This is a genomic window from Psychrosphaera saromensis, from assembly GCF_002954545.1.
Lineage (GTDB): Bacteria > Pseudomonadota > Gammaproteobacteria > Enterobacterales > Alteromonadaceae > Psychrosphaera > Psychrosphaera saromensis.
Genome location: NZ_MSCH01000003.1, coordinates 2,649,777 through 2,671,990 on the forward strand (window position 1 = coordinate 2,649,777; position 22,214 = coordinate 2,671,990).

General features: G+C 37.4%; 17 protein-coding genes. 7 read left to right on the forward strand and 10 right to left on the reverse strand.

Features of this window, described 5'->3' with window-relative positions:
* Window positions 1-8: 8 nt before the first annotated feature.
* Window positions 9-2,393 carry an EAL domain-containing protein gene (locus tag BTO11_RS12020; RefSeq protein ID WP_189620514.1) on the reverse strand — a complete coding sequence of 795 codons (2,385 nt, stop codon included), beginning with the start codon at window positions 2,391-2,393 and terminating at the stop codon, window positions 9-11.
* 306 nt (window positions 2,394-2,699) lie between these two features.
* Between BTO11_RS12020 and BTO11_RS12025 the strand changes: the two genes are divergently transcribed.
* Complete coding sequence (locus BTO11_RS12025) at window positions 2,700-3,116, forward strand: hypothetical protein (protein WP_105052831.1); 417 nt, start codon at window positions 2,700-2,702, stop codon at window positions 3,114-3,116.
* An 11-nt stretch (window positions 3,117-3,127) separates the two neighbouring features.
* Complete coding sequence (locus BTO11_RS12030) at window positions 3,128-3,577, forward strand: YchJ family protein (protein ID WP_105052832.1); 450 nt, start codon at window positions 3,128-3,130, stop codon at window positions 3,575-3,577.
* Between the two features lie 107 nt (window positions 3,578-3,684).
* Here BTO11_RS12030 and ppsA read toward each other — a convergent pair whose 3' ends face one another.
* Window positions 3,685-6,060, reverse strand: coding sequence for a phosphoenolpyruvate synthase (gene ppsA / locus BTO11_RS12035; protein ID WP_105052833.1), 2,376 nt, complete (start codon window positions 6,058-6,060; stop codon window positions 3,685-3,687).
* A gap of 170 nt (window positions 6,061-6,230) precedes the next feature.
* Here ppsA and ppsR point away from each other — a divergent pair, with 170 nt between their 5' ends.
* On the forward strand, window positions 6,231-7,043 hold the full coding sequence (gene ppsR / locus BTO11_RS12040; RefSeq protein WP_105052834.1) for a posphoenolpyruvate synthetase regulatory kinase/phosphorylase PpsR: 813 nt from the start codon (window positions 6,231-6,233) through the stop codon (window positions 7,041-7,043).
* A 33-nt stretch (window positions 7,044-7,076) separates the two neighbouring features.
* Here ppsR and BTO11_RS12045 read toward each other — a convergent pair whose 3' ends face one another.
* The 3 genes from BTO11_RS12045 to BTO11_RS12055 all read right to left on the reverse strand — a co-directional run bounded on the left by BTO11_RS12045 (window position 7,077) and on the right by BTO11_RS12055 (window position 9,819).
* On the reverse strand, window positions 7,077-7,862 hold the full coding sequence (locus BTO11_RS12045) for an acetyltransferase domain-containing protein (RefSeq protein ID WP_105052835.1): 786 nt from the start codon (window positions 7,860-7,862) through the stop codon (window positions 7,077-7,079).
* Between the two features lie 122 nt (window positions 7,863-7,984).
* Entirely contained in the window at window positions 7,985-9,337 is a 1,353-nt protein-coding gene (locus BTO11_RS12050) for a class II 3-deoxy-7-phosphoheptulonate synthase (protein WP_105052836.1), read from the reverse strand.
* Between the two features lie 11 nt (window positions 9,338-9,348).
* The gene (locus tag BTO11_RS12055; protein ID WP_105052837.1) at window positions 9,349-9,819 is read right to left on the reverse strand and encodes a low molecular weight protein-tyrosine-phosphatase; all 471 of its coding nucleotides are present in this window, start codon (window positions 9,817-9,819) and stop codon (window positions 9,349-9,351) included.
* Between the two features lie 344 nt (window positions 9,820-10,163).
* Between BTO11_RS12055 and BTO11_RS12060 the strand changes: the two genes are divergently transcribed.
* Window positions 10,164-11,540: an MATE family efflux transporter gene (locus tag BTO11_RS12060; protein ID WP_105052838.1), complete on the forward strand. Its 1,377-nt coding sequence runs from the start codon at window positions 10,164-10,166 to the stop codon at window positions 11,538-11,540.
* 141 nt (window positions 11,541-11,681) lie between these two features.
* On the opposite strand, the gene putA is transcribed toward BTO11_RS12060, so the two are convergent.
* The 3 genes from putA to BTO11_RS12075 form a co-directional block, all read right to left on the reverse strand.
* Complete coding sequence (gene putA, locus BTO11_RS12065; RefSeq protein ID WP_105052839.1) at window positions 11,682-15,467, reverse strand: bifunctional proline dehydrogenase/L-glutamate gamma-semialdehyde dehydrogenase PutA; 3,786 nt, start codon at window positions 15,465-15,467, stop codon at window positions 11,682-11,684.
* A gap of 399 nt (window positions 15,468-15,866) precedes the next feature.
* The gene (locus BTO11_RS12070) at window positions 15,867-16,418 is read right to left on the reverse strand and encodes an NAD(P)H nitroreductase (protein WP_105052840.1); all 552 of its coding nucleotides are present in this window, start codon (window positions 16,416-16,418) and stop codon (window positions 15,867-15,869) included.
* 159 nt (window positions 16,419-16,577) lie between these two features.
* Complete coding sequence (locus tag BTO11_RS12075) at window positions 16,578-17,201, reverse strand: HvfX family Cu-binding RiPP maturation protein (RefSeq protein ID WP_181135894.1); 624 nt, start codon at window positions 17,199-17,201, stop codon at window positions 16,578-16,580.
* 91 nt (window positions 17,202-17,292) lie between these two features.
* Here BTO11_RS12075 and BTO11_RS12080 point away from each other — a divergent pair, with 91 nt between their 5' ends.
* Window positions 17,293-17,490, forward strand: coding sequence for a hypothetical protein (locus BTO11_RS12080; protein ID WP_105052841.1), 198 nt, complete (start codon window positions 17,293-17,295; stop codon window positions 17,488-17,490).
* On the opposite strand, the gene BTO11_RS12085 is transcribed toward BTO11_RS12080, so the two are convergent.
* Complete coding sequence (locus BTO11_RS12085) at window positions 17,487-18,623, reverse strand: DUF3083 family protein (RefSeq protein ID WP_105052842.1); 1,137 nt, start codon at window positions 18,621-18,623, stop codon at window positions 17,487-17,489. The genes BTO11_RS12080 and BTO11_RS12085 overlap by 4 nt on opposite strands.
* A gap of 252 nt (window positions 18,624-18,875) precedes the next feature.
* On the opposite strand from BTO11_RS12085, the gene BTO11_RS12090 reads away from it, so the two are divergent.
* On the forward strand, window positions 18,876-20,057 hold the full coding sequence (locus BTO11_RS12090) for a class I SAM-dependent methyltransferase (protein ID WP_105052843.1): 1,182 nt from the start codon (window positions 18,876-18,878) through the stop codon (window positions 20,055-20,057).
* Window positions 20,058-20,287: 230 nt separating this feature from the next.
* Here the strand turns inward: BTO11_RS12090 and BTO11_RS12095 are convergent, their stop codons facing one another.
* Window positions 20,288-20,989 (reverse strand): dienelactone hydrolase family protein, encoded by a 702-nt coding sequence (locus BTO11_RS12095; protein ID WP_181135895.1) that lies wholly within the window; start codon window positions 20,987-20,989, stop codon window positions 20,288-20,290.
* Between the two features lie 162 nt (window positions 20,990-21,151).
* Between BTO11_RS12095 and BTO11_RS12100 the strand changes: the two genes are divergently transcribed.
* Window positions 21,152-22,132 carry an ion channel gene (locus tag BTO11_RS12100; RefSeq protein WP_105052845.1) on the forward strand — a complete coding sequence of 327 codons (981 nt, stop codon included), beginning with the start codon at window positions 21,152-21,154 and terminating at the stop codon, window positions 22,130-22,132.
* Window positions 22,133-22,214 lie beyond the last annotated feature (82 nt).

A 22,214-nucleotide genomic window follows, 5' to 3' on the forward strand; every position in this document is an offset into this window, starting at 1 on the left:
CCATTTTACTAACTTATATTTTTCTTAGACTCTTCATCTAGCCATTCAATATATGAGTCAAATGGTAATGGTCTAGATATATGGTAGCCCTGTGCCATCTCACAATCTAACGACTTTAATAGGTTAAGGGTTTTTTGGTCTTCAACGCCTTCAGCCACTACATCTAAACCAAGACTGTTGGCCATATTGATGGTTGCTGACACTATTGTGAAATCTTTTTCTGACTGATCTAAAAATTGAATAAACTCACGGTCAATTTTCAACTTATCAAACGGATGTTTACTAACATAAGTTAATGATGAATAACCGGTACCAAAGTCATCAATCGCTAAACTGAAGCCGATGTCTTTTAATTCCAGCATATTACGAGTGAATTTTTTGGTATCAGTAACCGAAACCGTTTCAGTTAGTTCTAATACGAACATTTCAGCGCGTAAATTGTATTTATTAATAGTTCTTATTAGGTAAGTAATAAAGCCATTGTGCATAACATCGTGCACTGACATATTGACTGAAATAAGATGATTGTTAACGCCTAACCTTAATAGCTCAACTAAATGTACGCAGCTTTGATTGAATACCCATTCACTGAGCTTATTGATTATCCCAGTGTCTTCTGCAATACGTACAAACTCATCTGGCGGAATAAAGCCATAGCTTGGATGTATCCATCTTAATAATACTTCACTACCAATAATATCGCCGGTAGCAATAGAGGTTTGTGGTTGATGATAAAGCTGTAAAGAATCTTCATCTATTGCTGTTTGTAAGTCAGATGCCAGTTGGATTTTTCTTTGATCATTACTATTGAATTGGTCATCATAAATACCATATAAATTGCCCTTTTCAATAGCCAACTCGATGGCCTGTTGAGCTTTATTAACCAACTCGTTGGTACTTTTAACTAATTTCGTATTGGTTGAAGCCCCTATCAAACATTTAATATTGATAGATAACCCATCAGAGCTGTAACTAATCGGTTGCTGAGAAGCAAAGTTGTTCATTATATTTTGCAATAAGTGTTCATCATTACTTGAAACTAGAAAAGCAAACACACCTTCTCTTATCATGGCTGTTTTTGGATATTCATTTTTTCTATCAATATCGATTAGCAATAATTCATTGCTCAACTCACGCTCTACATCGGTTACAAATTGGTAAATAATTGACTTTAAACTTTCGGTTGGTAGGTAAGGTACGATAGATTCATATTTTGCTATTGATACAATAACTACGGAAAAAGAGGCGTGTTTCTGCTTTTCAACAATAGACTCCACCGCTATTTCTAATAAATTATTATTAGCAAAACCAAATACATGATCGTGTGAAGCTTGATATAAACGTTCTTGTTCACTGATTCTTAATCGGTGAGCTAAAGCCATTGCCATAAAAGTAATTTCAAAAATAACGCCAAATAACAAAGCATGGCGAGTCCAAAAACTATATTCAATATGTCCTGTTAATAATAGAGGTCCAACGGCTGCACCAATGAATAATGGTAACCAAGAGATGATATAAAAATTAGCCCATCTAACGCCTTCTTTAACTTTTACATACATCATAATAATTCCGAATGCATATAAAAATATTTGTAAAGTAAAGAAGAATTGAGCAGCTATATATTCAATAACAAATAATGCAACTACCGCAAATACTAAGTTTAATTTACTCAGTAAATTAACATAACGTGTAATTTTCCGTTCGGGCTCTTCGTTGAACTTCAAAAAATGTAAGGCAAACATTAATGAAAAATAAGCCAACAAGAAATTCACAGATATTACATTCTTAGAAATAAAATCAAACAAAGGTAATGGCATTATGTAAGCACCATAACCATGCACAATACTGAGTTCAACTAAGAATGTTGCAATGTAACCTATGTATAGTACGTATATTTTTTCTTGGGTGCCAACAAATAAGATTAAGTTATACACACTCATAACGATAACAATACCGATAAATGCGCCCCAAATTAAATACACGGCATCTTTAAATCGATGAAAGTTCACTGTATCGAAAATTGAAATTGGGAGGTTAGCGGCCCCTGTTGTGCTGGTGTAGATTAAAAAAGATAACTCTTGTTTAGCCTGAAGGTTTATTTTGTTATTTGGAAACCCTATTTTTTCTTTGGAGTTTGCTAAGTTACTGTCACCTAAACTACGAACGAATGTGTATTGCTCACCTACATGTTGATAGATATTAATTATATCTATCATAGGATTATCTAAAAACATCGTTAGATCTCGAGGTCGATCTAACGTATTGATAATATCAATTTGATACCAAAACCCAATATTACCAAAGTCTGTTTTTGCTTTATTTAGAGGCACTTCATCGAATTCATCTAACTTAGCCACAACTTGATTTAAGGTTAGATCGTTATTCTTGTCCATTAGGTACTTATATCTGATATCTATGCTGATATCGTTTTGGCCAAGAGATAGGCTATTTAAGCCAGTTAGAGAGGTTGTTATTTTCGTTAACAGAAATAAAATTGGAAATGTAATGAACATAATTAATAGCCACTTATTAAGTTTGCTCATTTGTTATGGGTACTCCAATTAATATTACGAAAATCGATGTTGATTATTATAACTCTTTTCTAAGGGTTGTAACGTTAAAGCATAAAAAAAGTGTTGAATTTTAATACTGGATAAACTACTGTATATAAAACCACTGTATAAAGTAACAGGACTAAAATGAATACTAACAATAGAAACCTTAAAGTTTTAACTCAGCCGCTACTTTGTGTTGACTCTATTTCAAAGCCAGAATTAAGTTCTCACCTTGAATTAGTTAACATTATTAAGCGTTTTGAATATTGCAGTGGCTGGACTTTGTTAATAGCGCCAGATCATTTACCTAAAAAAGATGTTTTAAAGCAATATGCGGTTAATTTAGACAAGGTACTCATTGTGCATAAAAAACACTGCAACGACGTTTTATTTACTGCGTATCAAGGTTTGAGAAATGAAAATTGCTCAGCTTTAGTTATTTGGGATGGTTTAATTTCAAAAAGTGAATATGCATTATTGAACGCAAAAGCAAAAACCGTCAATACAGCGCTTTACTTACTAAATAAAAACACTGATGATCAAGCTGTCGTTCATCATTAGAAATAACTATTATGCTGTGTTTTTGTAAGTCTGGAGAATCTTTCTCCAATTGTTGTGAAGCGTTATTGTCAGGTAAAACACAAGCGGATACTTGTGAGCAATTAATGAGATCTCGATACAGCGCATTTGCTGTTGGTAATGCAGCCTATTTATTAACGACTAGTTCTACCAACCTAGCGAAAACATTAACTGAACAAGAGTTAATTGAAACCTGTGATACATTTAGCTTTGTGCATTTAGATGTATTAAATCATCAACAAGATACGGTTGAGTTTATCGCTCACTTATTATTGGGTGATCAGCACCACCAAATTCATGAACGCTCTCACTTTATAAAACAAAGCGGTAATTGGAAATACGATACCGGCCAATTATCTGACACACCAATTATAAAGCTTAGTCGAAACGATGCATGCCCTTGCCAGTCAGGCAAAAAATTCAAAAAGTGCCATTCAGTTTAACCCTATCCATAAGCCATAATCCATAAAAAGAATAGCGACTTTCAAACATAAAAAAACGCGATGTATAAATACACCGCGCTTTGTCTAGCTATTGTAAAAACTTAAAATTAACTTTTTTGTTGTTCAGCCAAGTATAACCAAGTTTCTAATACTGTATCTGGATTTAACGAGACAGAATCAATCCCTTGTTCAACTAACCATTCAGCAAAGTCTTCATGATCTGATGGACCTTGACCACAAATGCCTATGTATTTACCTTGCGCTTTACACGCTTTTATTGCCATAGAAAGTAGCATTTTAATTGACTCATCACGCTCATCAAACAAATGGGCAATTAAGCCAGAGTCTCTATCTAGGCCAAGTGTCAACTGAGTTAAATCATTTGAACCAATAGAGAATCCATCAAAGTACTGCAAGAATTGGTCGGCTAATAAAGCATTTGATGGTAATTCACACATCATGATCACGCGTAAACCATTCTCACCACGTTTTAAGCCATGTTCAGTTAATAACTCACTGACTTTTTTCGCTTCGCCTACCGTTCTTACAAACGGGATCATTACCTCAACATTAGTAAAGCCCATATCATCACGAACGCGTTTTAACGCTTCACACTCTAATGCAAAACACTCTCTAAAATCTTCAGAGATATAACGAGCCGCACCACGATAACCTATCATAGGGTTTTCTTCTTCCGGCTCATATTGATCGCCGCCAACAAGATTGGCATATTCATTAGATTTAAAGTCAGACATTCTAACAATAACTTTTTCAGGGTAGAAAGCCGACGCTAACGTAGCCACACCTTCTTTAATTTTATTGATATAGAACTCAACAGGCGATTCATACCCTGCAATTAATTCGTCAATTTCTTCTTTTAAGTCGGCATCTTGTTGTTCGTAGTTAATTAATGCTTTTGGATGCACACCTATCATACGGTTAATAATAAATTCTAACCGAGCAAGGCCAACACCCGCATTTGGTAAACGCGCAAAGTCAAACGCCCTATCAGGATTACCCACGTTCATCATTACCTTAATTGGTAAGTCAGGCATTTGATCAACTTTTGAGGTAACCACATCAAAGGGTAAAATCTCACCATAGATGAATCCAGTGTCACCTTCAGCACAAGATACGGTGATCTCATCACCCGTTGTTAATAACTCGGTCGCATTACCACAACCAACTACTGCAGGAATACCAAGCTCACGTGCGATAATCGCTGCATGACACGTTCTGCCACCACGGTTTGTGACTATAGCCGATGCACGTTTCATGATAGGTTCCCAGTCAGGGTCTGTCATATCAGTTACCAGTACATCACCTGGTAAAATCTTATCCATTTCAGCGATTGAACTTAGTACTTTAGCCGTACCAGAACCAACTTTGTGACCGATAGCACGACCTTCACAAACCACAGTTCCACGTTTTTCAAGCTGGAACGTTTCTATTACGTTGGCTTCTTCGTTACTACGAACGGTTTCTGGTCTAGCTTGAACTATATATAACTGTCCATCTAAGCCATCTTTAGCCCATTCAATATCCATCGCTCGGCCGTAATGTTTCTCTATAGTTACGGCTTGTTTGGCTAGCTCCATAACTTCATCTTCGGTCAACGAGAACTGGTTACATTTGTCCGCATCAACATCTTCAATCTTAACTTGTTTACCGTGGCCCTGATCTTCTGAATAGATCATCTGAATGGCTTTACTGCCCATAGTTTTACGAACAACGGCTGGTCTATTAGCTGCCAGTGTTGGTTTGTGCACATAAAACTCGTCCGGGTTTACCGCACCTTGTACTACCATTTCACCTAAACCATAAGCCGAGGTGATAAATACAACATCTTCAAAGCCTGATTCGGTATCGATTGAGAACATAACACCAGAGGATGATATGTCTGAACGTACCATACGTTGTACGCCAGCAGATAAAGCAACGCCTTTATGGTCATAACCTTGGTGTACACGGTAGGAGATTGCTCTGTCGTTAAACAAAGATGCAAATACGTGTTTTACCGCAACTTTAATGGCGTCTAAACCTTTAACGTTTAAGAAGGTTTCTTGCTGTCCGGCAAATGAAGCATCTGGCATGTCTTCAGCTGTTGCTGATGAACGTACGGCAAATGAGGCTTGTTCACCTAATTCACCAGCCAGTTGTTGGTAAGACTCGGCAATAGCTTGCTCTAAATTAGCGGTGAATGGCGTTTCTATAATCCAATTACGAATTTGTTCGCCCGCTTTAACTAGCTCATTAATATCTTCTACATCTAACGAGTCCAATACATCGTGAATGCGCTTTTCTAAGCCACTTTGCTCTAGAAATTCATTAAACGCATATGATGTAGTAGCAAAACCGCCTGGAACTTTAACCCCTGCATTTGCTAAATTACTGATCATTTCGCCTAACGACGCATTTTTACCACCAACTTGGCTTACGTCATTCATTCCTAATTGCTGGTACCAAAGTACATATTCTTGCACGATGCAATCTCCAAAATTTTTAGTTGCGTTATTTTAGTTGCGTTAAAATGTGTGTTCTGTATTTTGTACTATTACAAAAGCACTTTCATAATGAGTGCATTCTACACCGAGTTTTTAATCGGATACAAATGTAATTATTTTTGTTGATTTATTACTACAAGAGAAGAGTTATGCCCCACACTGCCTTTTATATATCAGACGGTACAGCCATCACAGCAGAAGTCATTGGCCACGCGACTTTGTCACAATATCCTATTGAAATAGAGCATATAACCAGCCCGTTTATTGAAACTAAGGAGTTGGCATTACAACTGTGCGATCATATAAACCGTTGTTATAAAACAACAGGCAATCGCCCTTTTGTATTTTTTACTTTTGTCGAACAGGAGTTTAAAAAGTTAATTAAGCAAACTGAGTGTATCTGTTTTGATGTTTTAAGCCCGTTTACCAAAGACATTAGTTCTGTGCTTGAGATGAAACCGACACCTAAGTTGCACAGAACGCATTCAATTAACTTAGAAAGTTATGACTATCGAATAGGCGCAATGAACTACGCACTTGCCAATGATGACGGACAAACGACCAAACATTATGATGATGCAGATGTCATATTAGTCGGCGTATCAAGAAGTGGTAAAACGCCAACCAGTTTATATCTGGCTTTGCAGTACGGTATTAAAGCTGCAAACTACCCATTTGTAGAAGATGATATGGAGCACTTAAGCTTATCGGCGGAATTAAACAACAATAAAAAACGAATTTTTGGTTTAACTATTGACCCAGCAAGACTCGCCGCAATAAGACATGAACGTTACGCAAATAGTAAATACGCATCTATACGTCAATGCAGAATGGAATTAAGGGAAGTTGAACGCATGTATAAGAAGTATAAAATCCCATTCATCAATACCACTCATTTCTCGGTAGAAGAAATATCGGCCAAAGTGATATCTGAAATGGGATTAGAAAGACGTAAGTATTAGTCGCCCTAATCTTTACGTACCTGTTTGTACGCTTTAGTTTAAATATTCTAAAGCGTAAAATATCCCAAACAGTATTGGTTGATGTACCAAATATATAATTAAGCTGTGTTGCCCCATTGTTTCTATGAAACGGTTCGATTTACCTATCGGCTTATTCTGGTGTTCCGACAAGGTAAACGAGCCTACCTTAGTTCCAGTTTCACCAATAAACCAATGTCCACAATAAATGCCAACTAGTACGACACCAATCCAAGGTATTAACGGTAAGAAATCTAATGCCGGTCTTATGGTTTCGCCCATTCCTATCCAATGTAACCAAATAGAATTAAACAATGGGAATGTCACACTGTGACCAATAGCAAAAATTGCGATACCTAACACTAAGGCTAGTTTTGGTTTATTAATAAAAGGTAATACAAGAAAGCTCGCAACTAAGATAAATTGCAATATACCAAATATGGTTATTTTATGCGGTGCGATAAAGTAACCAGAACCCGACACAAATAAACAGGCAATCACCAATTGAAAAGAACGTTTTTTGACACTCTGCCAATTAATACCTTTGTGATGCACTATGACTAAACTAATACCGACCAAAGCCAAAAAGCCAATCACGATAATATATCGAAATGGTATCCATGCTCCGCGGCCAAACGCAGTATCAATGTAGCCAAATAAATCCAAGTCGTAACAAAAATGGTAAATCACCATTAGCAGAATAAAGAAACCTCTTAACCAGTCAATAAATGGCAAACGGTTTGGTTTGATTGTTATGGATTCACCTGTGATGGACTGCACTGCGGGTGTGGTTTCAGACAAAATAAATAACCTTTAATAACTTGAATTCAATTAATCTGATCACTGTACAAAAAAAACCAACTATTTGATAGTTGGCTTTTTATTTTTATAACCTGTGATCCCAATTACATCTATATAGTTGGTTACAGCTTTTTAGCATCTTTTAACGCGTCGGTAATTAAAAATGCTAGCTCTTGCACTTGGTCTGCATTTAATCTTGGATCGCATTGTGTTTTATAGCGTTGTGATAAATCAGCTTCACTTAAACCGTATGCGCCACCAGTACACTCAGTGACATTTTGTCCTGTCATTTCAAAGTGAACACCGCCGGCCCAACTGCCTTCGGCTTTATGAACCGCAAAGAATTGCTGAATTTCACGTAATACCGAATCAAAGTTACGTGTTTTGTAACCATTAGACGCTTTAATTGTATTACCGTGCATAGGATCTGAACTCCATACAACCTTACGACCTTCAGACTCAACTTTACGTACTAACGCTGGTAGTTTATCACCAAGAACATCGGCGCCCATACGTGTGATCAAGGTCAAACGACCCGCTTCATTGTTAGGGTTAATCGCATCTATCATACGAATGAGATCATCCGGGTCCATACCTGGGCCAACTTTTACCCCAACAGGATTATGAATACCTTTGAAGAATTCCATGTGGGCATGATCTAACTGACGTGTACGTTCACCAATCCACAGCATATGTGCAGAGCAGTCGTACCAATTACCAGATAAATGATCACGACGTGTTAACGCTTGTTCGTAGTTCAGCAATAATGCTTCATGTGACGTGAACAGCTGAGTTTCTTTTATTCTAGGCGTGGTTTCTGACGTTAAGCCAATCACTTCCATAAATGCTAACGTTTCTTCAATTCTGTCAGCTAGGTTCTGGTAACGTTCACGGTTTGGATTAGACTCAACAAAGCTCATATTCCAACGATTTACTTGATGTAAGTCCGCCAACCCACCTTGAGCAAAGGCTCTTAATAGATTTAATGTAGACGCTGAATGGTGATAAGCCGTTATTAAACGGCTTGGATCCGGTTCGCGTGCTTCTGGTGTAAATTCAAAGCTATTAACATTGTCACCGCGGTAACTCGGTAACGATACACCGTCGATAGTTTCTAAGTCAGATGAACGAGGTTTCGCATACTGACCAGCTACACGTGCAATTTTAGTTACTGGTACTTTCCCACCAAAGGTAAGAACAACCGCCATTTGCAGCATAACCTTAAAGGTATCTCTGATATTAGCGGCGTTAAAGTCTGCAAACGACTCAGCACAGTCGCCACCTTGTAATACAAAGCCACGGCCTTCAGCAACTTCGCCTAGTTGGCGATGCAATTCTCTTGTTTCCTCGGCAAAAACAAGAGGAGGAAAACTTTGTAATTGCTGTTCAACATTTAATAATGATGCCTGATCTTTATAAGTCGGTTGTTGTTGGATAGGGAAATTTCTCCAGCCATCCGGTGTCCAAATACTCACAGCGTTACCTTTTATTTTGAGAGTGTATTAATTAAGCCATCGCTGGCATCTTCGATTAAATCCAAAACGGTTTCAAAGCCCTGATCACCACCATAATAAGGGTCAGGCACTTCATCGTAATCTGGATGATTTGTTGCGTAGTTTAAAAACAAGTTTATTTTATGCTGATAAATTTCTGGGCATCTGGCCATTAAGTCTTGGTAATTAGCGTTATCCATTACCAAAATGTGATCGTAAAATTCAAAATCGTCATCAATTACTGCTCTTGCAAACAAATTAGAAAAATCATAATTCCTTGCTTGACCATGTTTAATTGAACGTTTATCTGGAGTTGCGCCAATATGATAACTTGCTGTACCGGCACTTTCTAATACCACATCTAACTTAGTTGCTTTTAACTTTTGACGAAACACCGCATGTGCTGTGGGTGAACGACAAATATTCCCCAAACATACAAATAAAACAGATGTGCTTTTCGCCATGATAACTTACCGCATTTTAATGAGAAGCTTGACCCCACTGTCATTATCAGAAGAGGAAGCAATAAACTTGATAATTCAAAAATTAATTAAACTATCTTATATGCCAGACTTTGCCATATAGAGGCTAATATAGAAACCTCTAAATCGGCTTTTTTAGAGTTTATGTACTATTTGGTTGGTTAAGTTGGCCGAAATAACAAACCGCATTAACCGCTTCAATAAAACGTCCCCTACTATGAAGGTTTCGACTGACAAATAAACGCTAATTAAAACAATAAGAAACTGGTGTAACTGGCGTATACAATCCATAATGCAACATCGTTATTATTATTAAAAAGTCGTTTATGAGAGTATTTGATTTTACTGAAGTAAGACACATATTGAAGTTGGCTATTCCATTGTTGTTAACTCAAATAACGGCCAGCTTAATGTTCTTTACTGACACAGTAATGGCCAGTAAAGCTGGACACGTTGATATGGCGTCAGTGTCTATTGCTACCGGTTTATGGTCTCCAGTGATCTTCTCTGCTCAAGGTTTGTTAATTGCGGTTACGCCAGTTATTGCGCATCTATTTGGATCCAGTAAAGGAGCCAATAACAACCAAGCTCAAATGGTTTCTACCTTATTCCAAGGTGCTTATATTGCTGCAGCGATTACCATCGTCATTGTATTTATCTTTCAGTTTGTTCATATCCCATTAGATAATCTTAATTTAGAATCTGAATTACACGACAAGTCATTAGGCTATTTGAATTATGTTGTTTGGGGGATATTACCCACCTGTTTGTTCTTTGCATTACGTGCTTTTTGTGAGGGTATTAGTGTCACTAAACCTGCATTAATCGTTAGCGTTATTGCGTTACTTGCCAATATTCCGCTTAATTATATATTTGTATTTGGTGAATTTGGCGCACCTGAGTTAGGTGGCGCAGGGTGTGGACTGGCTACTGCAATCGTACAGTGGATAAGCTTAATCAGTTTGCTTATTTACTTTAAAATTTCTCGTAAATTAAAACCCTATCAAATATTTAAACATGTTGAAAAACCTAATTTAGAAAGTATTAAAACACTGACTAAACTTGGAACGCCTATCGCCTTGTCTTTATTATTTGAGTCGAGTCTTTTTGCCTTTATGGCGCTGTTTATCGCACCGCTTGGTTCCATTGCGGTGGCCGGACATCAGGTTGCCTTTAGTTATAGCGCCGTGGTGTTTATGTTCCCATTAAGTTTGGCGATGGCTGCCACTATACGGATTGGCTATTTAAAAGGTGTCGGGGATTTAAGTAAACTAAAGCGCTCTATCAAAACGTGCTTTTTCATGGCCTGTAGTTTTGGTATTTTAGTGATGTTGACTACCCTTTTATTCCGTGAACAAATCATCCTTATTTACACGTCAAACCCTGAAGTTGTTTCGTTAGCTGCGAGTATTTTAATTATCACCGCGATTTATCAATTGCCAGATGCAATCCAGGTAATGGCTGCGGGTATATTTAAAGGATTAAAAATAACTAAACCGCTATTTTACATTACCTTTATCTCTTATTGGCCAATTGGATTTACCTTAGGTTATTTATTAGGTAGAACCGATTACATAGTGCCAGCTATGGGACCGCAAGGATTCTGGGTTGGTACGGTTATCGGCTTATCCACCGCTTCCGTGTTATTCCTTATATGGCTTAAGATCACAATGAAAAAGTTAGACTTAACTGCTCCTGTTTAATATATGGCGGCTTAATACTCAAAAACTTAATATATTTAAGCTAAAAATAAGCATAAAAAAAGGTGAACCTAAGTTCACCTTTTTGCTTTTTAGTTTCTGATTTTTATCTTATCTAGATAAAAACCAATAAAACAGAAGTTGTTATTCGTCTGTTAAGGTCATTAATGATGTATTACCGCCAGAGGCTGTAGTATCAATACTAATGGTCTTCTCCGTCACTAGACGTTGGATTAAGTTATCGTTATATTCAGCGGTGATCGTTGGTAAAATAGCTCCAACACGTTGCGCTAATTTATGTGCAACGTACGCACTACGACGACATTCCGAGTCAATAACCACACCCGCTAATGCTTCATGCTCTAACAAAGGCTGTAAGTGATCCAATCGAGCCACTTGTAATACGCCTTTATCTGCTCCGGTTTTATTGAATTTATTCATAAACTCAATGGCTTCTTCATAAAACACATCAGAAACCACGGCGATAACGGTATTGCCCGTAGACAATGCCGTTACAATAGACATAACCCAGTAATGGAATGTTGCGTCTTTATCGGCAAAACAAACTAACGTGCCTCTTGGCTCCAAATACAAGATATTAGACTCGCCTGTTGGCCCAGGTAATACCGTTGGTTTTTTCAACTTACGTTCTATGTCGATTAACTGAGAACGTGCCGTCGCTAAGGTTTTATCTAAGTCGTCCGCAAACTCAACTGTATGTTCAACCGTTGCCATTTCAGCCAATAACTGACGCACATGAGAAGTACGAGTGTTTAAGTCGGCTAAACGCCATGACTTTTCGCCTTCTTGTGCTTTATCCATTAATTTGTTTGCTTCTTTAATGGACTTAGTTGTTGGCTCTAATGCGTCATCGGCTAAAACAAGTTCATCTTCACTTGGTGTTGATTTCTCTTGCAACAAACGTGGTAAATAGTTTGGACCGCCCGCTTTTGGACCTGTACCAGATAATCCTCGTCCACCAAATGGTTGAACACCAACCACAGCACCAATCATATTACGGTTAATATATACATTACCCGCTCGAGACTTTTTAGCTAAAGCTATGGCACGGCTTTCAATACGAGAATGAATCCCCATCGTTAAACCAAAGCCCGTTGAGTTAATTTGCTCAATAACGTTATCTATATCTTTACCAGAGAAACGAATGACATGGACACAAGGGCCAAATACTTCTTTTTGTAACTGGCTAATATCGCTAATTTCATACAGACGAGGTGCAAAGAAATGGCCGTTTTGCGTTTCTTCACCCATTTCACATTGATATAACAACTCACCGTGAGTCTGCATATATTCTGCGTGTTCGTTTAATGCATTTAATGCTTTAGTATCAATAACAGGGCCAATATCGGTAGATAACATAGCTGGGTTACCAATATGTAACTCTTTCATAGCACCTTTGATCATACGAATAACGTTATCGGCAATATCATCTTGCACAAACAATACACGTAACGCCGAACAACGTTGACCTGCACTTTGGAAACCAGATGCTATCACGTCATCAATAACTTGCTCTGGTAACGCTGTAGAGTCAACGATCATGCAGTTTTGGCCGCCAGTTTCACCAATAAATGGAACTTGCTCACCACCACGTTGGGCTAAAATTTGAGAAATTAATGTGCCTGTTTGCGTTGAACCAGTAAACATAACGGCTGCAACTCTTGAGTCTGGTAATAATACCTTACCTACATCAGAGCCTTGAGCAATAACAGACTGAACAACGTTCTCTGGTAAACCTGACTCAATCAATAATTCAATCGCACGTAATGCAATTAAACTTGTTTGCTCTGCAGGTTTAGCAATAACCGCATTTCCAGTCACAATCGCCGCAGCAACTTGGCCTAGGAATATTGCTAACGGGAAGTTCCAAGGGCTGATACATAAGATAACGCCACGTGGTTCTAAACGCGTATCTTTTGCTAATACTTCAGCTTCATTGGCGTAATAACGACAGAAATCAACCGCTTCACGAACTTCATCAATACCATCTTGAGGTGTTTTACCTGCTTCTTTAATACAAAAAGCAATTAACTCATCCATGTTTGCTTCTAACGCATCAGCGGTTTTTCTTAATACCTCTGCACGTATCTTAACTGGTGTTGTAGACCAAGTATTAAAGGCGGTTTGGCCTTTATCTAACATGGCTAACATATCTTCTTGATTAGCAACTTTTACTCGGCCTATCACTTCATCTAAATTAGCCGGATTAATTACCGCTAATTCATTTTCTGCCAAGGTTGTAATATCAATTTGGTTTTTCTCAAACCAGCTGTTCAAGTTATCTCTAAGTGGTGAGATTTTAGTAATATCAGTTAAATCTAAACCTTTTGAATTAGCGCGTTCGTCACCAAACAAGGCAATCGGCAAGGCAATTTTCTCGTTGTAAATTTGCTCTACTCTGTGAGTACGCTCAACTGGATCTTCTAGTAAAGATTCAACTGGTTTATCAACATCAACAATCGCGTTTACAAATGATGAGTTAGCCCCATTTTCTAATAAACGTCTTACCAGATAAGCCAACAAGTCTTCGTGTACACCAACTGGCGCATAAACACGACATTGAATTTTTTCTTTACTGACAATTTGGTCGTATAAGGTATCGCCCATGCCATGTAAGCATTGGAATTCAAACCCTTCTTTATCGTTGCCCGCCAGCTCTAAAATCACCGAGGCTGTGTAACCGTTATGCGTAGCAAATTGCGGATAAATAGTATCGCGATACTCCAATAACTTATTTGCACATGCGTGGTAAGACACGTCTGTAGAGGCTTTACGAGTAAACACAGGATAATGTTCTAAACCATCTTTTTGACCGTTTTTAATCTCTGTATCCCAATACGCACCTTTAACTAAACGCACCATTATCTTACGGCCAACTCTTAATGTAAGCTGACGTAACCATTCGATAACAAAAAACGAACGCTTTTGATAAGCCTGAACCGCTAAACCAAAACCATTCCAACCGTTTAAGTCTTTATCTGAAAATACAACTTCAATCACGTCTAATGATATATCTAAACGCTCTGATTCTTCCGCATCTACAGTTAAACCAATGTTGTATTGTTTAGCTAATAAACATAAGGCTTTTAATCTTGGTACTAACTCAGTCATTACACGGTCACGGTGACTAAATTCATAACGTGAATGGATAGCGGATAACTTAATTGAAATACCAGGACTAGTACGTGGCCCTTTGCCTTGAGCTGCTTTTCCAATAACGTGAATAGCTTGTACATAAGCTTCATAATAACGGTCAGCGTCGTCCATGTTACGGGCACCTTCCCCTAACATGTCGTAAGAATATACATAACCGTTGCGTTCTTTTTCTATTGCGCGTTCCGTGGCAGCTTCAATGGTTTCACCCATAACAAACTGTTTACCCATGATTTTCATGGCAACGTTCATTGCTTTACGTATTACAGGCTCTGAAACTTTACCTAAGGTACGTTTAACTAATCCAAAGTCTTTCTTTAGATTGCTATCAGAATACTTAACCATGCTACCTGTTAATAACAAGCCCCAAGACGAGGCGTTAACAAACATAGAGTCGCTTGAGCCTAAATGAGAACTCCACTGGCCTTGCGATAACTTGTCACGGATTAATTCGTCTTGTGTTTTTTTATCTGGTACTCGTAATAAAGCTTCCGCAAGACACATAAGTACAATGCCTTCTTCTGAAGACAAAGAATATTCATTTAATAGAGCGTCAATACCGCCTGAACCTTCAGATTCAAATCTGATCTGCAGTACCATTTTACGCGCACGTTCCCACGCTCGACTTCGAGCAGCCATGCTAATTTCAGCTTCCGGTAATAGATGTATAATCGCTGTTTTTTCATTAATGCGATAGTAATCACGGATTTTCTGACGAATTGGACAATCTGTCATCAAGTTGCCATTAAACAACATAAGCTTAAACCTTTATAATTAGTGGTGTGTGGGCGTAATATTAGCGGGCATTCTAGTCCACCAACTTAACATTTTGCTAATCAATTATTTTGAAACGCAACTATAAACAAAACTAATGCTTAACCCTAAATTTATTAGTATAAAAATTGTTGATTTTATTTCGCTATTTTAACGAAATACAAACCAACTTTATTGATATTAGCTTATATTTTCAAATAGTTATGACTATTTAGCTATAAGGTAAAAAATATTTAGTAGACTAAGTTTCTGAGCCTTGAACAGAGGGAATTCAGGCTCACATAAGGCAAACTAATCTTAAATGGCTATTAACTTAGGCTCTTAAATTCAAGTAATTAGTTTGCGACAAGTAAATTATTTGCAAAAATGTGGGCACTAAACTTAATCCCAATATGAAACCGTGTCAGTCTGCTTTTTCGCTTTTTTAATCGGCGTATCTTCCATAGGTGTTCCTAAGTACATAAAGCCAATAACTTCATCTTGTTCACTTAAGCCAAGCGCTTCATTTACATAGTGGTTTTGCGAGTAATTACCGGTACGCCAAATTCCGTTAAAGCCTTGAGCAAACGCCGCTAACTGCATATTGTGTAAGGCACAAGCCGTTGTCGCTACCTGCTCTACTCTTGGCACCATGTCATGGTGTTTGTATTTGCAAATACCAATAATGATCATAGGCGCACGAAGCGGTAAGATTTTCGCTTTTTCTATCGCTGCATCATCAAAGCCCGACTTAATAGCCGCTTGATGATAAATATCCGCCAGTTTTGTTAACCCATCGTTTTGGCAAACAATAAATTCAAATGGTGAAAGGTTTGCGTGATCTGGTACTCGGTGTGCCGCTGATAAGATATTGTCTAACGCTTCGCCACTTGGTGCTGGCGCAACAAGTTTATTATAAGACGAGCGAGTTAATAAAAGGTCTAATGCATTCATAATAAAGCTTCTAAGGTAAGTAAGAATTCAATCTTACCTTAAAATAATGGCACATCAAAAAAGGATGTGTATTTATCTTTCCTTCGTATATCCGTCAAGTAGATATAAATAGTCAATTGATATACAAAAAAGATAAATACACATTAAGTGGGAAAACGTTTATTTTTGTGGAAAAAAGCGCTTAGCTAAATAATGATCAACACTGGTATAACGCCCTGCACCAAAGAAAAACAAGACTAACAGCATAATAAAGTAAGTAATTGAGAACTCGATACCATTATTCAAAATAGTAAAATTACCACTGCTTGTTAGCCATTCGTAATTACCATGTTTTTGTAAGATTTCGATTGCCATTTGTTTCTTTTCAACCGCAGCCATAATCGATTCATTATGAAATATAGTGCCATCTGCTAACCAACTACTTGCATCTGCAAGCGCAAGCCAACCATTTTCGATATGGACACTAAACGCAGCTACCAACATAGTCACCATTAAAGGAATAGAGATTAAGCGAGTAAACAATCCCAATAATAATAACCAACCACCAAAAAACTCAGCACCAGAAGCTAGAGCAGCAAGCAGTTCTGGAAAAGGTAAACCTAATCCCCAATCTGCATTACCAAACCATTGAACGGTGGAGTCAAAGTTAGAAAGTTTATTCCAACCCGCTTGAATAAATATGGGAGCTAAATATAATCGAAGAAACAGAGGTGCTATGCCGTCTAGCTTGGAAATAAATGTCATTGCTTTTTCATAAGTGCTGGTTATTGCAGATAGAGTCATAGAACTTCCTTTAAAAAGTTTGTATTGTTACAACCGTTAACAAGTAGAACTAACTTTATAGTTTCTTATTTCACTTAAAGAAAGAAAAAAAATGAAATCACCTCTTACTGAGTTAGAAAAAAAAGAACGTTTGCAGCGAGCTAAAAACAAATTTCAGCTTATTAGACGCCAGTTAAACGATAAGAAAACCAATAAGCATAAATTATTGGCTCTTGTGCAAGAACTGGCTTCTCAACGTCCAGAAGTCACAGTACAAATCCTTAAAAAGTGGATAGATACCAGTCGTTAATCCAGTTTAGGTATTTGATACGCTATGTTTTGGTGAAATCTCACCATCAACTGATTTGATTGTGGTTCAATATCTAACTTATTGCTAATTTGTTTTAACGCACTTTGAATACGATTTACAAATCGGCCGTATGCTTTGTTATTAATGTCATTTTCATTGGCAACAAAAACCAAGGTAAAGGTATTGGTTAAAATAGTGCTATTCCATTTAGCAATGCAGTTCTGATCCACCTCACCATTAAAACCTAAGTAAATTAGCTCACCGTCGTTATGCACAAAACCATGTTTACTTGAATTAACAATGGGATGACGACCGTTAGCAATCATCACTGCATTTTTTATATTCAACTCATCAGTTACCTGACCAACGACCTGAGATATTTTGCTATAAAGCTCATTGTACGGTGCAGTGTGTGTTGCGGTTTTATTCATTTTCTCCACCATAGTTTCATTAATTGGCAGCTCTGCAACTATGTAACCCATTTGGTTATTTAATGGTGGAATTAATACCGACTGCTGTTTGTATCTGTGCTTAACTTGACGCAGTTCATGGGTGGACGTTTTTTTATCGCCTTTTTCAGCACTAAACAAATCATAGGTTATGTGTTGATGATCTTTTATCTTAATTAAATTGGATGCAAATCCCATCGCCTCAGCTAGCTCTACTGCCATCTCAACTGCTTTTTGGTGCAACACAAAAGCCGATTGCCTAATCTCATCACCATTGGCAAGAACAAGTAAACTAACCTTCTTAGCGGTTTTTGTTCGGTCGTAATAACTTTGAAAACCTTTGTGGTTATTTGGATCGTAAAACACTATTAATTGTTCTTGGGTTTCAATAACCTGCGACTCTTCACCGTAACGTAAACGCACCAACTTATCATTGGCGACAAATAATCCACTTTTAATGCCGTTTCTTTTGCTGATTGAGATAAACGATTGTTTAAGCTGCATATAAAAGTCTGATAAGACAAATTCATTGATTTCTGTTTCGCCCGAAACGGTTTGTAATAATTCAGACGTAATTGGAAGTTCGACAATTAAATAATGATTTTCACGATTGGTAGCAGGTACGTAAACCTTGTTAGCATTAAACTTCTTGCTAGTATGTGTTGTAATATTTGTATTCAACATATCTTCATCTCCTTATTTAATTTGGCTGTAAATTAACAAGGAGTTATGACGGTTAGGTGACTCATTTATGACAGTTAAGTGACGTGTAAATACAGGCGTATGATAAGTGCAATTTGATACCAACAAGCCAGATTAAATCATTAATCGTAAATTTTTTAATAGATACAAGTTCATACAAAGCATAATAGTGTTGGTATTACGCTAACAGCTAGATTAAAATTGCGCTCCGCTTCTAAAAATTAAGTTAATAACATGTCTTCTGTATTCGTAAAAGCTGACCGCGAGAAAACTCTCAAACGTAAACATCCTTGGATCTTCTCTAAAGGCGTCACCAAAATTGAAGGCGAGCCAGAGTCAGGCGAAACAGTCGATGTATTCTCAGAAAGTGGTAACTGGTTAGCTAAAGGCGCCTACTCTCCTCATTCTCAAATCAGAGTCCGTATTTGGAGCTTTGAAAAGCGACCTATTAACAAACAGTTCTTCATTGAAAAAATCGAACGAGCCAGAACCATACGTAAACCTATCATTAAACGCGGCGGCCTTACGGGTTATCGTTTGTTATGTGCCGAGTCTGACGGTTTACCAGGTGTGACCGCAGATGTTTACAATGACACGATTGTTATTCAGTTATTAAGTGCGGGCGCAGAATACAAACGTGATTTAATTTTTGATGCGCTTAAGCATTGTTATCCAGAATTTAATATATTTGAACGCTCAGACGTCGACGTTCGTAGTAAAGAAGGTTTACCAAAAGTATCCGGTTTAGTGCATGGTAAAATGCCAAAACAAGTGATCATTGAAGAAAACGGCATTAAAGCTTATGTCGACATCGCTCAAGGTCACAAAACTGGTTATTACGTTGACCAACGCGACAGCCGCGCTGCATTAGAAAAATACGTTAAAGGTAAGTCAGTATTAAACTGCTTTAGTTACACAGGTACATTTGGTTTATACGCATTACGTGGTGGTGCTAAATCAGTGGTTCAAGTTGATGCTTCACAAGATGCACTAGACATAGCCGCTAAAAACGTTGAATTAAACAAACTCAACATAAACAAAATGTCATTACTTAAAAAAGACGTATTTAAGTTATTACGTGAATACCGCGACAACGGCACCAAGTTTGACGTTATTGTTATGGACCCGCCAAAATTTGCTGAGTCTAAAGCTAAGTTAAACGACGCATGTCGTGGTTATAAAGACATTAATATGTTGGCAATGAAGCTACTTAATCCAGGTGGTTATTTATTAACCTTCTCTTGTTCTGGTTTAATGGAAACTGCATTGTTCCAAAAAATAGTTGCAGATGCGGCACTAGATGCTAACCGCGATATGGTATTTGTAGAACGCTTAAGCCAAGCACAAGATCATATTGTTGGCAGTGCTTACCCTGAAGGTTTCTATCTGAAAGGCTTTGTTTGTCAGGTGTTTTAGTCTGACTTACATAACTTGCGAGATCTCCTTAATGTTAGGAGATCTGGTAAGTTAAAAGGTAACGTTTTTTTAGAATCATTTAATTTTGTTTTTCAATGATGAAAATAGTAAAAACAAAATAGCAAACGGGCCAAAAATGAAACCTAACATAAACCAAGTAAGGCTATTTCTAGGTTGATTTTGGGTTATACCAAAACAAATCGCTCCAAAAATAACACCCCATATTAACGCTATAAACATCTTGTTCTTCCATTATATCCATGACTCTGCTGACTTAAACCTGTTATAAAATCTTGCTGGCCATTTACAATATCAAGGTTTAACGTTTTAGTTTGAGCCAACTCTTTAACAAGCAACTCGGTTAATTCGTTGCTGGCGACCTCATTAAAGTTGTCTGACTGGGGATTAGCATAACCATGTTTTAACTCAACTTGAACAACACCTACATTCTGTTTTGTAACAAGATGTTGAATAACGGCTTCTACATCAAAGTGGTCTTCTGATCCTGGGAATACCAAGGTAAAAGGACATAACGGCGTTAATTCTAGTGAATGCCTAATTTGGCCTGGATAAAAACCAATACAGTGAGTTAACGCAACTTTATCAAAAGACTTTGCTGCCACCTTCCATAAAGCCGATGCACCAGCACTAAAGCCAACGCAAATTATAGGCTCATTTGTTTCAGTCACTTGTTGTAAAGCTTGTTCTACTTTTTCAGCGTATTTATCTATACCGCCGCTGAGCTGAAACTGCTGATAAGCTTGTTCTTCGTTAGCAAATAATGTTGCATCCGTTAATGAGTCATATGTTGCAATATAAGGGTTGATATAAGGGCTGAGACACATAGCATTGTGCCCTTTTGCGCGCCAAGATTGGATTAACGATTGGCACCAGTTGGTTTCACCAAATATATCTGTAATTAAAACTAACAAGTTTTTCACTCCAATCTTACGATTCTAAAGACGTAATATTAACCAAATCATTATGTTATCAAAGAAATTAGATAAATAAGTGACAAACTTAATGGCGAAATATCAATTCTTCTATTATTTTTGTTAACAAGAACAAATTGTTAACTCATATATTGGTGCTTAATGTCACAACACAACTCTTGTACATATCATGACTTAGAAGGTAAATCCTGCGAAGGCGAAGATTTAGGAAACGGTTATTGCTTTTGGCATGACAAAACCATAGATAAAACGGGAATGGACTTAAGAGAACGTTTAGAAACCTACGCTAAAAATGGCGGCATGCTGCAAGGATTACAATTAAAACAAGCAAACTTGCGTGATATTCGCTTAGTTCGCCGTGGTTGCTCCACAGGCTACGATATGCGTAATTGTGATTTATATCATGCAGATATGCATAACGCTCACCTGTTCAATATTAATTTATCCGGCTCTTCTTTAATGAAAGCTAAGTTAAATAACTCCAAATTACACAAAGCCAATTTACAAGACACCAATTTACTGGGTGTCAAACTTGTGAATTCACGGATAGATAATATAAAAATAGGTAAATATATCCAGCAAGAATCTATTGCCCACTTAGCGGATAAAAATAATGACCGGGAAACCGCGATTGATAATTATGAACAGTCGGAAGAAATTTATCGTAATTTAAGAAAAACGGCTGAGTCTGACGGATTACATATATTAGCTGGCCGTTTGGCACATAAAGAGTTGGTGATGCGCCGCAAGCAATATGCACCATTGTCTAAAGACAGACTTGTATCTAAAGCGGTAGACTTATTCTGCGGTTATGGCGAAAGTCCAATGAATGTCATTGTGTTTTCGTTGGGTATGATATTTTTCTGTGCAATTATGTATTTTATCTTTGGTATAAAAGAAGCAGATACCATAGTGAAAATGTCATTATCAAACTCCTTTATTGATAACTTATATAACTTTTTCTCAACCATTTACTTTAGCGTAGTGACCTTCACGACTCTAGGTTATGGCGATATTACGCCAGTTGGATTTTCAAGGTTAATTGCCACCATAGAAGCCTTTATTGGTAGCTTTGCACTGGCCTTATACGTGGTCGTTTTTGTACAAAAAACCACACGTTAAAAGACAGTAAGCTAAAAGGTTGTAAGGCTGTAAGGCTGTAAGGCTGTAAGGCTGTAAGGCTGTAAGGTTGTAAGGTTGTAAG